Genomic DNA, 14,760 nt, shown 5'->3' with positions numbered 1-14,760 from the left:
TGGATATGGAGCCCACGACCGGATTTGAACCGGTGACCTCTTCCTTACCAAGGAAGTGCTCTACCGACTGAGCTACGTGGGCCTTTATAAAATGCGTAGGACACGGGCGGCACTGGAGCGGGAAACGAGACTCGAACTCGCAACCCTCAGCTTGGAAGGCTGATGCTCTAGCCAATTGAGCTATTCCCGCGTATATCACACGTAGTACATGCGACAGGTCTACCTGTCTCCTACAGCATTCGCGCGTTATGGTGGAGGGGGGTGGATTTGAACCACCGAAGGCGTACGCCGACAGATTTACAGTCTGTTCCCTTTGGCCACTCGGGAACCCCTCCGCTCTGGAGCTGGCGATGGGACTCGAACCCGCAACCTGCTGATTACAAATCAGCTGCTCTGCCAGTTGAGCTACGCCAGCGCCCAAGAGGCAGCTAGTTAGCTCGGCAAAGCCGGGTTGTCAAGTCTTTTTCGTTCGCTCACGGCCACATCCGCTTCAGGCGGACGCGAAGTGGGTTTATTACGCTGGAGCCTTACCCTTGGCAACAACTTTTTTCCAAATCCGCTTTTTTTTTCGTCTCCCCTGCCGACCGCCTTTGCCGCCCGCGTTGCCAAGGCGCGCGATTTTCCGTAGGAACCATAACGATAAAGACCGAACCCAAACCTTCCACCCATCGAGTGCTGCGTGAAAAACATGGAAAAGCATCATCGATTTTCCTTTTGGTACGTGCTCATCGCCATATGGGGCGTTTTGCTGCTCAACAACTTCATCGTCACCACCTACGGCCCCAAAAACCTGCCCTATTCCGAATTCCTGAAAAAGCTCCAGGCCGGCGACATCACCGAGGTGTCCATCACCGGCGACGTCATCGCCGGCACCATGAAGGTGCCGGACGCGCAAACCAAGGAACCCAAGGACGAGGAATTCGTCACCCGCCGGGTCGCCCAGGACCTGTCCAACGAACTGGCCAAATACAACGTCCATTTCCGGGCCCAGCCCGAATCCACCTTCCTGCGCGACATCCTGTCCTGGATCATCCCCATCATGATCTTCTTCGGCATCTGGTATTTCCTCATGCAGCGCATGAATCCGGGAGCCGGCGTCATGGCCTTCGGCAAGAACAAGGCCCGGGTCTACGCCGAGAAGGATCTCTCCACCCGCTTTGCCGACGTGGCCGGCTGCGACGAGGCCAAGGCCGAGCTCGTGGAGATCGTCGACTACCTGAAGACCCCGGACCGCTTCCGGCGGCTCGGCGGCGAGATGCCCAAGGGCGTGCTTTTGATCGGCCCGCCGGGCACGGGCAAGACGCTCCTCGCCCGGGCCGTGGCCGGCGAGGCCGGTGTGCCGTTTTTCTCCATCTCCGGCTCGGAATTCGTGGAAATGTTCGTGGGCGTGGGCGCGGCCCGGGTGCGCGAGCTTTTCACCCAGGCCAAGGAAAAGGCCCCGTGCATCATCTTTATCGACGAGCTCGACGCCATCGGCAAATCCCGGGCCGGGGCCATCGTCGGGGGGCATGACGAGCGGGAGCAGACCTTAAACCAGCTGCTGGTCGAAATGGACGGCTTCGACCCGCGCGTGGGGGTCATCATCATGGCCGCCACCAACCGGCCCGAGACCCTCGATCCGGCGCTGCTGCGGGCCGGGCGCTTCGACCGGCAGGTGCTGGTGGACAAGCCGGACGTGGCCGGGCGCGAGGCGATCCTGCGCGTCCACGCGGCCAAGGTCATCCTGGCCCCCGAGGTGGACCTTTCGGTCATCGCCCGCAAGACGCCGGGATTTTCCGGGGCCGATCTGGCCAACGCCATCAACGAGGCGGCGCTTCTGGCCGCGCGCAAGGACAAGGACGCGGTGGGCATGGCCGACCTGGAGGAGGCCGTGGACCGCATCATGGGCGGCCTGGAAAAAAAGAACCGCGTCATCAACCCCAAGGAGAAGCAGGTGGTGGCCTACCACGAGGCCGGCCACGCCGTGGTGGCCACCTGCACGCCCGGAGCCGACGCGGTGCACAAGATTTCCATCGTACCACGCGGCATCGGGGCCCTTGGCTGGACCCAGCAACTACCGACCGAGGACCGCTACCTCATGACCCAGACGGAACTGCTCGGCAAAATCGACGTGCTGCTTGGCGGACGCGGGGCCGAGCGCCTGATTTTCGGGGAAATCTCCACCGGGGCGCACAACGACCTGCAACGGGCAACCGACATCGCCCGGGCCATGGTGGCCGAGTACGGCATGGGCAGGACGCTCGGACCGGCCACCTTTCCGCGACAGAGTCGGCCGGTCTTTCTGGGCACCGAGCAAAGCGGGCTGGCCGGCCGGGAATATTCCGAAGCCACGGCGGCCAAGCTCGACGCCGAGATCAAGGAGATCCTGGAAGCGTCGCAGGGCCGCGTGGCCGAGCTTCTGGCCGACAAGAAAGAGCTGTTGGAAAATATCGCCAAGACGCTGCTGGAAACGGAAACCATCGACGAGACGCAGTTTAGGGCCCTGGTGGAGGCGGCCGAAAGCGCCCCCGCGGCCTAGCGCCTTCCTTTCGGGCGATAAAAAAGGCGGGCTTTCCTCTCCTTCGGGTTGGGGAAAGCCCGCCTTCGCGCTTCAGGCCGCCCGCGCAGGGAACAGCCCGGGCGCGGACGATCCCTACGACGCTGTCGACGGCGTCGTGACTGGCGGCGTCGGGGTCGGAGCCGGTGGTGTCGGAGCCGGCGAGGCGAGCGCGGCCGCTGCATTTTCCCTGCTCTGCATCATGTGCGATTTCTCGGCACTGCCCACGCTCGATCCGAAGAAATATTGCACGACCGCGGTGAAGGCCGTGACCAGCGCACCGACCAGGAAGGAAAACTGCGGATTGTTGTTATGCGCATCGCCCATTTTATAAAACAAGTACAATCCGACAAAGAACCCCAACACCACCAACCCGCCCACAATCATTTTCGCCCATAAATTGAGCGCCTTGAGATTGTCATAGTCCCGCACGTCGATGGCGCCCATGTTGATCCGGGCCTGACGCTGCTCCAGCGCCTGCAAGGCGCTGACCCTTTCCAGCCACAGCAAAATGTCCTTGTTCGCCGCCGCCAGTTTCTCCTTGTTGTTCGGATCGCCGGCGGCCGCAAGCAACTTGTCCAGGTCGCAGGACTCGCCGCAGGCCTTGGCCCAGACATCCACGGCCAACTTGATGCAGGCCTCGTTGCCGGCCATGCGCAGGCATCTGGCCAGAAACGGCGCCTCCCCCTCCACGGCTTTCGCCAGTTCCTCATACGTCGCCATTACGCCTCCTCGAGCCGGTTGGTCGCGGCCCAATCACACAAGTGGCAGCGCGTCGGCGTCATCTTTGACACACCTTCCCCGGCCAACGGGCCAGAAGCCCCCCTGACCCATGGTACTATCATGGCATACCATATATCCTATATCAAATAGAAAATACGTCTCTATGAAAACCCACAAAAAAAATTGTCGCAGGCGACCGCGGGTTCCTTCAGCTCCTCCCTGCGTCTCGGCGCAGGAAAAGCAGGCTGCCCCGGCCGCGACGCGCCAGCCGCCAGCCGGGGTCGGCGGCCAGAGCGGCGGTGACCGGATCGTGCACGCTTAAAAGGATCACGTCCGGCGGGTAGGCATCGAGAAATTCCCGCCAGCCCGGCTCGGCATTGATAAAGCGGAAATAGGCCTCATGGACCGGGCGCGGATAGACCGTCTCGTAGCGGCCGTCCATGGCCACCTTGACCGCCGGATAGTCGTTCCAGGACAGCCACTCGCCCCAGTTGAAATGGGCCAGCACCCTACCGTTGAGACGATGATGCTCCCGCAGCCAGGCGACCGCGCCCACGGGGTAGGAAAAAGCCCCCGCCCCCGGCGCGTCGCAGTCCGGGGCCGTGATGCGCCAGGGCGTCGCCAGCACGAGGTTGACGGCAAGGACCGCCACGAGCCCCCCGAGCGCCACGGGCAGCCAGCGAACGCGCTCGGCCAGCCGGGCCAGGCCCGGCCCGGCCTCCAGCCGCTTGCCGTCGGCGAAGATCGACGGAAGCAGCGCGGCAAAAGCCAGAATGAAAAATATCTGGTGGCGCAGATGCCCCATGGCCATCCAGGCCGTCACGCCAAGGACCAGCCAGTCGGTCAGGTCGCGGTGGCGGCGTTTGATCAGGAAAAACGTGGCCAGCGCGGCCATGCCCAGAAATATCCAGGCGTTTACGGCCAGCCCGCCCATGCTGAGCGCCCGCCAGACCGAGGCCCACTCGGCCACATCCGGCCGGGGAAGGCGTATGGCCGCGAACAGATAGGTCCAATAGTCGAGCCCATACGGATTCAGCAGCGTCGCCAGGGCGCAGGCGAGCGCGCAAACGGCAATGGGGAAAACGCCGCGCCGCTTTTGCAGCGCCCCGGCCGCGTACAGCCCGACCAGCCCGAGCCCGGCCAGAAAGCCGCCGTGCAGATTGGCCCAGACGAGCATCATGAGCGGCAGCCAGGCCAGCCGCTTCCACTTCCCGTCCGCGCGAAAGGCTTCCAGCCGCCACAGGAACACGGCGAAAAACAGGTAGGTGAAAATCTGCGCCCGGGCCGGGGCGAAGCCGATCACCAGCAGCTCGCCGGCAACGAAGCAGAACAGGCCGCTGGTCACGGCATCGGCCCGCCGGGTCCGGGCAGCGGCGAAGACGCCCAGGCAGACCCCGGCAGCGGCGAGGTAGCGCAGGGCCTGGATGCCGGCCATGCCGCAGGCGGTCAAAAGCGGATAGTAGACGACGCCGGTCAGCCACTCGTGGTAGACCCACGGTGTCAGCGTCGGGGTGTAGGCAAAGACGTCCTTATACGGAAAACCCTGCTGCCAGAAGAGACGGCCGAAGGCGAGGTAGCCCCAAAGATCGAAGTCGGCGGCGGTCAGGGCCAGCCTGCCCGCCACCAGCAGCGCCGGCACGGCCACGGCAAGGGCCAGCAGGACTTTTTCCCTGGTCGAACGCGGCGGCATGGGACCTCACTTTCCCGGCCCGGACCGGACCGTTACCTGAATATCCGGTCCTAGCTTACGGCCTGGGGGCGAGGCAACATGCGAGGCCGGGCTCAGGTGGGCTTTCGCCCCTCCACCACCCGATCATGGCCGGCCAGATCGCGGCGCACGGTCACATCCGCGAAACCGGCTTCGACCAGGATGGCGGCGGCATCCGGCCCCTGCTCCCAGCCGATTTCGACGAGCAGCCAGCCGCCCGGGGCGAGCCGGTCAAAGGCTGTCCGCGCCACCACCGGCACGGCCTCGAGCCCGCTTTCTCCGGGCACCAGCGCTCCTTGCGGCTCGAAATCGCGCACCTCGAAGGAACAGGCCCGGTACTCGGCCGCGCTCACATACGGCGGGTTGGAAACGACAAGCCCGTAGCCGCCCTGGCGCACCGGCAAGGCGGCAAAATCCGCTTCCACGAAATCGAGCCGGCCGTCCACGCCATGGCGCGCGGCATTGCCCCGGGCAACCGCCAGCGCCCCGGCGCTTTTATCCAACGCCAAGCCGGTTGCAAGCGGCCACTTGACGGCCAGGGTCACGGCCAGACAGCCCGAGCCCGTGCCGAGGTCGGTAAAGCTCCCCGGCCCGTCGCCCGCAAAAAGCTCCAAGGCGCGGTCGACGAGGCCCTCAGTCTCCGGGCGCGGGATGAGGGTGTCGGGGGAGACGGCAAAGGAGAGTCCGTAGAATTCGCGCTCGCCGAGCAGATAGGCCACGGGCTCGCCCTGGCCGCGCCGGGCGACAAGAGGCCGGTAGGCATCCAACTCGGCGGGCACAAGCGGTCGGTCCATGGCCAGAATCAGCCCCAACCGGTCGAGCCCCAACGCATGGGCGAGGAGGAGCTGGGCCGAGAGCCGGGGCGCATCCACGCCCTTTTCGGCCAGGTACGATTCCGTTTTTTTGAGGAGTTCGCGGACAGTCATAAGAAGAATGCCTCGGGCGGTCGGCGGGAAGGAGAGCGTCTCAGGGAAAAAGTCTCTTTGTTGTCGGCCGGCGGGAGGGTTTGTCGGACGCGCGCGGCGCATATTTGAAGAATACGCCTTCGCGTCCGCCAACCCCTTCCCCGCCGACTCCGGCCATACGCCCCATACTTGAAGGCAGGCCGTACCCCACTTCAAAGCCACCATTGTTCAGGCACGCCCCCAGCTACCTTTCAAAAAGTTTTTGAAGGGGGTCCAGGGGGAAACTTTTTTCAAAAAGTTTCCCCCTGGCCGCCGGAGGCATCATCTATCCCTTATCCCTTCATCAACTAGGCGGCGTCGGCCTGGGCCTTGAGGGCTTCGGACTGGTAGTGGGCGATGAGGCCGTCGAAAAGCTCGTCAAGGTCGCCTTCGAGCACGGCTTCGAGCTTGTAGAGCGTCAGGTTGATGCGGTGGTCGGTGACGCGGCTTTGGGGAAAATTGTAGGTGCGGATACGTTCGGAGCGGTCGCCGGAGCCGACCTGGGAGCGTCGGTTGGCTTCCTGTTCCAGGCGCTGCTTTTCCTGCTCGGCCTGAAGCAGCCGGGAACGCAGCACCTTGAGGGCCTTGGCCTTGTTTTTGTGCTGCGACTTCTCGTCCTGGCAGATGACGACGAGGCCTGTGGGGATATGGGTGACGCGCACGGCCGAGTCGGTGGTGTTGACGCTCTGGCCGCCGGGGCCGCTCGAGCGGTAGACGTCGATGCGCAGGTCATTGGGGTCGATGGCCACGTCGACTTCCTCGGCTTCGGGCATGATGGCCACGGTCACGGCCGAGGTATGGATGCGGCCCTGGGATTCGGTGGCCGGCACGCGCTGCACGCGGTGCGCCCCGGACTCGTATTTGAGCCGGCTGTAGACCTTGTCCCCGGAGATGTTGGCGATGACTTCCTTGAACCCGCCGGAGCCGGTTTCGGAGGAACTCATGATCTCGACCTTCCAACGCTTCGTTTCGGCGTAGCGGCTGTACATGCGGAAGAGGTCTCCGGCGAAAAGCGCTGCTTCCTCGCCGCCGGTGCCGGCCCGGATTTCCAGCAGGATGTTTTTCTCATCCATGGGGTCCTTGGGCAAAAGCAGCAGCTTGAGGCGCGCTTCCAGTTCCGGCAGCGCTTCCCTGATGGTCTTGACCTCGGCCATGGCCAGTTCCCGCATTTCCGGGTCCGGGTCCTGGGCCAGCTCGGTATTTTCCTCAAGGTCCCGGGTAAGGCGCTTGTGCTCCCGGAAACCCTCCACCACCTCGGCCAGGTCGGCGTGGGCCTTGGCCAGCTTGCGGTAGCGCTCCTGGTCGTCCACGACCGTAGGGTCGGAGAGCTGTTTTTCCAGATCCTCGTACTTGCGCTCAAGGCTTTCCAGTTTGGCGAACATGCGACATCTCCGGAGCGAAGAACCGGGACGCTTTCAAAAAAAGCGCTCCCGGCTTGGGGTTGGCAAAGACCGGCCCGTGCGGGCGCGGGGTCAGGAAGCGGGCTGGCGCTCAACCGCGCCGCGCAGCGCGGCCAGAGCCACCTCGAGTTGCCGGTCGTCCGGCTCCTTGGTGGTGAGCAGCTGCATGAAGAGCCCGGGGGCCGAGATCAGGCGGCAGACGACGTTCGTGCGAAACTTTCCGGCGATCTTGATGACTTCGTAGGCCACGGCGCTGACGGGAACCATGAGCACGAGCTTCATGGCCACGATGTAGGCCTGTTTGATCCAGGTCGTGGCCGGGGCGTAAAAGGTCAGCAGCCAGGGCACCAGAAAGGCGTACAGCACGATGGAGATGGCCAGGACGAAGAGCAGAAAGGCCGTACCGCAGCGGGGATGGAGCCTGGAAAAGTCGCGGGCCCCGGCCGGGGTCAGGGGCGCGCCCTGTTCGTAGGCCCAGATGACCTTGTGCTCGGCCCCGTGGTACTGAAACACCCGGCGCACGTCCGGCAGGTAGGAGATGGCCGCGATGTAGCCCACGAAGAGGACCATCTTGAAAAAGCCATCCCAGATGTGGAAGCTTAACGCCTCCACTCCCCCGGAAAATCCGGCCGCCTTCATGCCGAGCGAAAAGAGGTGCGGCGTGACGACGAAAAGCAGCAGCGCGAAGCCGATGGATGCGGCCAGGGTGAGCCCCATGGCCATGGGGGAGAGCTCCTCCTCATCGTCTTCCACCGCCACCTGGGCCGAATAATTCAGGGCCTTGATGCCGTTGACCAGCGTTTCGAGCAGGATGGGAAAGCCGCGCACAAAGGGCTTTTTGAGCCACTTGGCGGCGGTCAGGGAAAACCACGGGCGCACGTCGAGCAGGATGTCGCCGCCGGGCTTGCGCACGGCAATGGCCAGACGCTCCTGGTCACGCATCATGACCCCTTCCATCACGGCCTGTCCGCCGACGGTCGGGGCGGCCACGAGCAGAGGCAAAAGGAAACGCGCGCGTTTCATGGGAGATTTCCCAGACCTTGCGCCGGGCGCTGGCCGCCCGGCGGCTGCAACAGGACTTTCCAGCGGACTAGTCCTTCTTCTCGAACTTGGCGTACTTTTTGCGGAAACGGTCGATACGGCCGGCGGTGTCGAGGAAACGCTGCTTGCCGGTGTAAAACGGATGGCAATTGGAGCAGACTTCCACGAGCATCAGCTCGCCCTTGGTGGACAGGGCCTTTTCTTCGTAACCGCAGTTGCAGCGGATGGTGGCAGTGTAGACTTTCGGGTGGATATCTTTTTTCATCTTCCGACTCCTTGAAAGTGACCCTTTCGGGAAAGCGAAATCAAGTAACGCCTTTTCCCGGGGTTGGCAAGCGCCCGGAAGCGGATTTTCCGCACCGGGGTACTGACCGTTTCGGTGCGGGCCGCCTTTGAGCTTTGCCGCCCTTCATGGTACCCAGACGCGTCCCCATTCCATACCCAAGGATCAAGCATGTCCATACGCACGAAAAACACCGTTTGCTCCGACATCCTGCGCGCCCGCGCGGCCGAACTGGCCGACGCCGAAGGGCTCACTCCGCAGGCCATCTTCGCCGCCGTGGACGCCGGCACCATGGTCGTCCTGGCCAACCCCGCCCACAAGGGCGTCATCCCCACGCTGATCGGCCAGCCGGCCAAAGTCAAGGTCAACGCCAACATCGGCACCTCCATGCTCGTCACCGACGTGGCCATGGAATTGCAAAAAGCCAACCTGGCCAAAAAAGCCGGGGCCCACGCCCTGATGGACCTGTCCACCGCCGGCGACCTGACCGCCATCCGCCGCCAGATCCTCGATGCCGTGGAGTTGCCGCTCGGCACGGTGCCGCTTTATGCCGTGGCCCAGCGCCATCTGGCCAAGGGCAAGGACCCGAGCGATTTCACCGAGGCCGAGATCATCGCCGAGATTGCCGAACAGGCCGCGGCCGGTGTGGATTTCATGACGCTGCATTGCGGCGTGACGCGGCTCGGAGCCGAGCTTGCCGCCGAATCCGGACGCATCACCGGCATCGTGTCGCGCGGCGGCTCGATACTCGGCCGCTGGATGCGCCGCCACGACGCGGAAAACCCCTTTTTGACGCGCTACGACGACATTCTCGACATCTGCCTGGCCCATAACGTGACCATCAGCCTCGGCGACGGCCTGCGTCCCGGCTGCGGGGCCGACGCCGGCGACGCGGCCCAGTGGGAAGAGGTCATAAACCTCGGCCGGCTGGCTCGCCGGGCCAGGGAGCGCGGCGTCCAGGTCATGATCGAAGGCCCCGGCCACGTGCCGCTCCATCTGGTCCAGAGCCAGATCCAGGGCATCAAGCGCCTGACCGACGGCGCGCCGCTCTACGTGCTCGGGCCCCTGACCACGGACTGCGCCCCGGGCTACGACCACATCGCCGGGGCTATCGGCGGAGCCATGGCCGCCTATTTCGGCGCGGATTTTCTGTGCTACCTGACCCCGGCCGAGCACCTCACCCTGCCCGGACCGGAGGACGTCTGGGCCGGCATCAAGGCCAGCCTGGTCGCCGCCCAAAGCGCCGAAACGGCCCTTGGCCGCCCCGCCGCCGTGGCCCGCGACCTCGGCATGTCCAAGGCCCGGGCCGACCTGGACTGGGAAGCCATGGCCGGCTTCGCCCTGGACCCGGATCTCTTGCACAAGCGCCGGGCCATGCACAGCCAGGAAAAGGAATGCGCCATGTGCGGCGCGCTTTGCGCCATGCGCATGATGACCGGCGACAGCTTCACCTGCGACGCAAAGGACAAGGATACGTCCGAATAACCAAGGTCGAACGCCCCGCGGAGGAGCCATGCACACCCTCGTATTGCTGCGGCACGGACAAAGCGCCTGGAACCTGGAAAACCGCTTCACCGGCTGGACCGACGTGGGCCTGACCGACCAGGGCCGGGCCGAAGCCCAAAGCGCCGCCAAACTGCTCACGGACGGCGGCTACGACTTCGACGCCTGCCTGACCTCGGTGCTCTCCCGGGCCATCATGACCCTCGACATCGTGCTCGAGGGCATGGACCGGCTGTGGCTCCCGGTGGAGAAATCCTGGCGCTTAAACGAACGGCACTACGGGGCGCTGCAAGGCCTCAACAAGTCCGAGATGGCGGCCAAATACGGCGAGGAACAGGTCTTCGTCTGGCGCAGAAGCTTCGACACCCGCCCGCCGGAACTGACCCCCGATGACCCGCGCTTCCCCGGCCACGACCGACGCTACGCCGGCCTGACCGACGCCGAACTGCCGCGCACCGAATGCCTCAAGGACACCGTGGCCCGCGTCCTGCCCTACTGGCACGACGTCATGGCCCCGGCCATCCAGGCTGGCAAACGCCTGCTCGTGGCCGCCCACGGCAACTCGCTGCGCGCCCTGGTCAAATACCTGGACAACATCGACGACGCGGATATCAGCCAGCTCAATATCCCAACCGGCGTGCCGCTGGTCTACGAACTCGACAACAGCCTCAAGCCCATACGCCACCACTACCTCGGCGACCCCGACGCCATCGCCAAAAGCATGGCCGCCGTCGCTGCCCAGGGCAAGGCGAAGTAAAACAATGCCTCCGGCGGCCAGGGGGAAACTTTTTGAAAAAAGTTTCCCCCTGGACCCCCTTCAAAAACTTTCACAAGGGATATCGAGGAATATCGGGGAGTCACCCGATGTGAAGAGAGCGGTCGGCGTTTCTTTGGAAACAATGACCGCTCTCTTTCTTGATGAGCAATAGCGACAAGAAAGAATGTTGGGGAGGGTGAAGCCTGCAACGCCACGGGGCTTGACGATTGAAGACTCCCCTTGGCCGGTGATGCTTATCGTTCCCGACATGGGCCGTATGAGCAGGGTCGGCGGGGGGCAGGCCGGGCACGAAGGCGTATTCTTCAAATATGCGCCGCACGTGGCCGCCCTGCCCCCCGCCGACCAACCTGCCAACCTGCCAACAGAGATCAAAAACGGACCATCCACAGACCACTACCACTTGCCTATCATGGGCCAAACGCGCCCCCGAAGAACAGCCACATCACCAAAGTCGGCCGGGGGGCTGGTCGGGCGCGAAGGCGTATTCTTCAAATATGCGCCGCACGCGGCCGCCCAGCCCCCCGGCCGACCAACCTGCCATATCATATCGCCAACAAACAAGCCTACCAAACCGGGGAAGGGAAGGATTAAGGATTATCCTCGAAGGGGGCCAGGGGAGGCGACGCCTCCCCTGGCTGGCAACGCGATCAACAAGATCAATGCGATCAACGCGGCGGGCAGGGCCCCTGCACCGGCACGTAGACCACCTGATCACCCTGGAACTGCTGGATATAGCAGGTATTGTTGTAATTATAGTAGGTCATGCCGGCCACGGTGAGCGCCACGGCCGCCGCAGGCAGGGCCCACAGCCAGGGGCCGGGGCCGAGGGGGGGACGAGGTCCCCAACCGGGACCGGGCACCGGAACCGGAACCGGACCGACGGGGCGCGGCCCCCAACCAGGACCGGGCACCGGAACCGGACCGACAGGACGCGGCCCCCAACCGGGACCGGGCACCGGGCGCGGACCGGGAATAGGTCCGGGCACAGGGCCACGGGGCCCCGGGCCGAAGCCGGGCGCGACCGGAACCGGACCGTGCATGGGCGCGAATCCCGGGCCGCCGGGACGCGCCGCAGGCGGACGCACGCTCGGGCGCGGCGCGGCCGGTGGGCCGCCGCCGAAACGCAAGCCGCCAGGAGCCCCTCCCATACGGGGCGCACCCCCTCCCATGCGGGGCCCTCCCCCGCCGCCGAAATGCGGACCACCGCCTCCGCCCAGGCGGGCCTCGGCGTTGCCGGTGAAAAGCCCGGTGAGCGTCAACAGCCTGGAGGCGTCGAACACCAGACTCAGGGCCGCGGCCAGCACCAGAACGGACGAAATTCCTCGATAAAGGCGTAAGCGTCTCACGACCGCCTCCTTACTCGGGTTTGCCCTGGCCCTTGGTTGCCAGGGGCAGGAACTCTATCCGCTGCATGCCCTTGACCGGGGTGAAGGTGAAAAGGCCGGACGGCAGTTTCGGATGCAGGTTCCAGTCCGAAAACGTCGCCGCGTACTGGGGCCAGCCCGGGACGTCCTTGTCGTTGAGGACGAACTTGCGCGGCAGCGGCATCTTGCCCTGTTCGATCCACACCTGCCAATCGGCGCTCTTCTGGGTGAAGGCCAGATGGTCGCAGACCTTGCCGGCGGCCATGTGATTGCCCACGAAGTCGCCCGTGCGCACGTTGTGCAAAAGCGCGACGCAGGGCGCGGCATCGACGAAATCGCTCAGCGGCGCCGAAAGACCGTATTTTTCGGCCAGCATGTCGGTGGTGGCGTCGATGGTTGCCGGAGCCTCGGTCACGGCGTAAACGCCCCGGTCGCGGTCGACCAGGGTCACGGTCTTGCCGTCATAGAAGTACTCCCGATCGCAGTCGTCGCCGACGACATGGGAATAGGCCTTGTTGGGGCGCTCGATAGCCACGGTGGCTTTTCGGGAAATCTGGATGGTCTGGCCGTTGGGATAGACAAGTTCGGTGAGGATGTCGGCGGTAAAGGAAAATTTCTTCTGGGCCTTCAAGAAATCGCACATGGCCGTAATCGGTCCGGATGCCGCCGGGGTGATGTCCGCCGTCGCGGGCTGGGCCGGTTTCGCCCCCGAATCCCCGGATGCGGCGGCATGGGCCGCCGGCGCAACGGCCAGCGCGACGAGCAGGCCGAGGATCCAATACAGGTGACGCATGGAAACCTCCTTGCCGGCCCGTCGGGCAACACGCCGCACGGACCGTTTGATTATTTCATTTTGTTAGAGGACGGCCCATGTGTTGTCAACGCCAGGCAAAAAAACGGAATTGCACCATGCGCCGCCCCGTCGATACGGCGCGCGCCGCCCCGAAACCGCAACGTTGCGGGCAGTCGGGCATTGCCTGCGCGGCCCGGCTGTTTTACCCAGAAGACGAAGGCGTCGGAGGGAGGCGTCATGTTGTGGGAATGCATCACACTGCTGCGCGACCGGGGTTCGCGCCAAGCCAGGCGTTTCGGCCATGACCGCGAAGCCGTGGCCATCGCCGCCCGGCACCGTCGCTGCCGCGTCGCCTGGGAGCCCCATCTGGAAGCGGCCAAAGATCTCGTGCTGACGGCCGCCGACACGGCCCCCGGCCGGGATACGGCCGTCATCCTGGGCTCGGGCCTGTGCCTGGACGTGCCCGTGGAGGGGCTTTGCGCCCGTTTCCGCCGGGTGATTCTCGTCGACGCCCATCACCCCCGGCCGGCCAGGAAGCTCGCCCGGAACCACCCCAATCTCCGTCTGGTCACGGCCGACGTCACCGGCATGGGCGAGACCGTCGCCCGCGCGGCCGCCGCCGGCCGCCCCCTGCCCGACCCGACGCCCCCGCCCGATCCCCTGCCCGGCCTGCGGGCGGACTTCACCATCTCGCTCAACCTCGCCTCCCAGCTCCCCATCCCTTTTTATAAGGTATTGGACGGCCGGGTTCCGGCCGAGTACCTCAAACGGTTCGGCCGGGGGCTGATCGAGGCCCACTTCGCCTGGCTGGAAGGACTGCCCGGACGGGTCGGGCTGGTGTGTGACCGGATGTGGGAGGAAGTGGACGGCGACGGGGCGGTGGTCGAAAGCCGCGACGCCCTGGAAGGCGCGCAGCCGCCCGAGCCGGATCGGACCTGGATATGGGACATCGCCCCTCGGCCCGAGGAGTCGCACTGCTACGACCGCCGCAACCACGTGTGGGGCTATCTGGATTTCACCGCCGCCCGGCGCGGGGCGCGTGCGGCGGGAGCCGGGTCGCAAGGAACGTAAAAAAAGGGCCGGCAGCGCTGGGGCGGCCGGCCCGAACAACCTACTTGTTCTTGTATTCCTTACTCTTGGCCTGGTAGAGTTCCTCGAGATAATCGGCCTGGACCTTGAGGTCCTCGGCCTTGTTGACAAGCTCGCCCACCTTTTCGTCCAAGGCGCGCAACTCGCCTTGGGCCGCACCGGCCGCCTTCCTGGCCAGACGCTCCGTTTCAGCGGCATTGACCTTGTCGATGGCGTCGCGATAGGCGTGCTCGGCCTTGCGCAACTCACGGTGCAAGGTCTCGGGCATCATGGCCTCGTAATCCTGGGCCATGCAGACCGCCGGACGCATCACGCCGGGCAGGACAGCGGAGAACAGCATCGTACAACTGAGGACGGCAACGCGAAAGAAACGCCCCGCCGACAAAATGTGACTGGCCATGGCATGCCTCACGGTATGGTAATATGGTCCCGGACCCTGCGGACGCGGGCCGCCCCGGAACACTCCTGTTGTAGGCGTCCCCCGCCGAAAATACAACCGCTTGCGTTGCGTTTCCCACACCCGGCGCGGCATTGACCCACCTGCCGGAAGCAGGGTACACCCCCGACCGAAATTTCGTGGCGCGATCCGGCGGGACCG

General features: G+C 64.9%; 13 protein-coding genes and 4 tRNA genes. 4 read left to right on the top strand and 13 right to left on the bottom strand.

Translation table 11 applies throughout. From position 1 onward, the window contains the following. Window positions 1-6: 6 nt before the first annotated feature. From K9F62_13150 to K9F62_13135, 4 genes are all read right to left on the bottom strand, one after another. A tRNA-Thr gene (locus K9F62_13150) sits at window positions 7-82 on the bottom strand. 31 nt (window positions 83-113) lie between these two features. Then, window positions 114-190, bottom strand: a tRNA-Gly gene (locus tag K9F62_13145). A gap of 59 nt (window positions 191-249) precedes the next feature. Further along, a tRNA-Tyr gene (locus K9F62_13140) sits at window positions 250-335 on the bottom strand. A gap of 4 nt (window positions 336-339) precedes the next feature. Beyond that, a tRNA-Thr gene (locus K9F62_13135) sits at window positions 340-415 on the bottom strand. 273 nt (window positions 416-688) lie between these two features. On the opposite strand from K9F62_13135, the gene ftsH reads away from it, so the two are divergent. Then, window positions 689-2,518 (top strand): ATP-dependent zinc metalloprotease FtsH, encoded by a 1,830-nt coding sequence (gene ftsH / locus K9F62_13130; protein UJX43203.1) that lies wholly within the window; start codon window positions 689-691, stop codon window positions 2,516-2,518. A gap of 114 nt (window positions 2,519-2,632) precedes the next feature. On the opposite strand, the gene K9F62_13125 is transcribed toward ftsH, so the two are convergent. The 6 genes from K9F62_13125 to rpmE form a co-directional block, all read right to left on the bottom strand. Then, entirely contained in the window at window positions 2,633-3,259 is a 627-nt protein-coding gene (locus K9F62_13125) for a hypothetical protein (GenBank protein ID UJX39665.1), read from the bottom strand. 208 nt (window positions 3,260-3,467) lie between these two features. After that, window positions 3,468-4,949 carry a hypothetical protein gene (locus K9F62_13120; GenBank protein ID UJX39664.1) on the bottom strand — a complete coding sequence of 494 codons (1,482 nt, stop codon included), beginning with the start codon at window positions 4,947-4,949 and terminating at the stop codon, window positions 3,468-3,470. 92 nt (window positions 4,950-5,041) lie between these two features. Beyond that, complete coding sequence (gene prmC / locus K9F62_13115; protein ID UJX39663.1) at window positions 5,042-5,893, bottom strand: peptide chain release factor N(5)-glutamine methyltransferase; 852 nt, start codon at window positions 5,891-5,893, stop codon at window positions 5,042-5,044. Between the two features lie 326 nt (window positions 5,894-6,219). Beyond that, window positions 6,220-7,293 carry a peptide chain release factor 1 gene (gene prfA, locus K9F62_13110; protein ID UJX39662.1) on the bottom strand — a complete coding sequence of 358 codons (1,074 nt, stop codon included), beginning with the start codon at window positions 7,291-7,293 and terminating at the stop codon, window positions 6,220-6,222. Window positions 7,294-7,383: 90 nt separating this feature from the next. Next, window positions 7,384-8,334, bottom strand: coding sequence for a DUF1385 domain-containing protein (locus tag K9F62_13105; GenBank protein ID UJX39661.1), 951 nt, complete (start codon window positions 8,332-8,334; stop codon window positions 7,384-7,386). A 67-nt stretch (window positions 8,335-8,401) separates the two neighbouring features. After that, window positions 8,402-8,617, bottom strand: a complete 216-nt coding sequence (gene rpmE, locus K9F62_13100) for a 50S ribosomal protein L31 (protein UJX39660.1) — start codon at window positions 8,615-8,617, stop codon at window positions 8,402-8,404. A gap of 189 nt (window positions 8,618-8,806) precedes the next feature. Here rpmE and thiC point away from each other — a divergent pair, with 189 nt between their 5' ends. Further along, window positions 8,807-10,120: a phosphomethylpyrimidine synthase ThiC gene (gene thiC, locus K9F62_13095; protein UJX39659.1), complete on the top strand. Its 1,314-nt coding sequence runs from the start codon at window positions 8,807-8,809 to the stop codon at window positions 10,118-10,120. 28 nt (window positions 10,121-10,148) lie between these two features. Further along, window positions 10,149-10,895 (top strand): 2,3-diphosphoglycerate-dependent phosphoglycerate mutase, encoded by a 747-nt coding sequence (gene gpmA / locus K9F62_13090; protein UJX39658.1) that lies wholly within the window; start codon window positions 10,149-10,151, stop codon window positions 10,893-10,895. A gap of 686 nt (window positions 10,896-11,581) precedes the next feature. Here gpmA and K9F62_13085 read toward each other — a convergent pair. Together K9F62_13085 and K9F62_13080 are read right to left on the bottom strand one after the other, a co-directional pair. Further along, complete coding sequence (locus K9F62_13085) at window positions 11,582-11,776, bottom strand: hypothetical protein (protein UJX43202.1); 195 nt, start codon at window positions 11,774-11,776, stop codon at window positions 11,582-11,584. Window positions 11,777-12,272: 496 nt separating this feature from the next. Next, complete coding sequence (locus tag K9F62_13080) at window positions 12,273-13,073, bottom strand: DUF2092 domain-containing protein (GenBank protein UJX39657.1); 801 nt, start codon at window positions 13,071-13,073, stop codon at window positions 12,273-12,275. Window positions 13,074-13,310: 237 nt separating this feature from the next. On the opposite strand from K9F62_13080, the gene K9F62_13075 reads away from it, so the two are divergent. Then, window positions 13,311-14,144 (top strand): hypothetical protein, encoded by an 834-nt coding sequence (locus K9F62_13075; protein UJX39656.1) that lies wholly within the window; start codon window positions 13,311-13,313, stop codon window positions 14,142-14,144. 40 nt (window positions 14,145-14,184) lie between these two features. Here the strand turns inward: K9F62_13075 and K9F62_13070 are convergent, their stop codons facing one another. Next, a complete protein-coding gene (locus tag K9F62_13070) occupies window positions 14,185-14,562 on the bottom strand; it encodes a hypothetical protein (GenBank protein UJX39655.1) in 378 nt (125 codons plus the stop codon). Window positions 14,563-14,760: the final 198 nt, after the last annotated feature.

The organism is Desulfovibrio sp. JY (genome assembly GCA_021730285.1).
GTDB lineage: Bacteria > Desulfobacterota > Desulfovibrionia > Desulfovibrionales > Desulfovibrionaceae > Solidesulfovibrio.
Note: the sequence above shows the minus strand (reverse complement) of the source record. Positions and strands in the feature narration are given on the sequence as shown.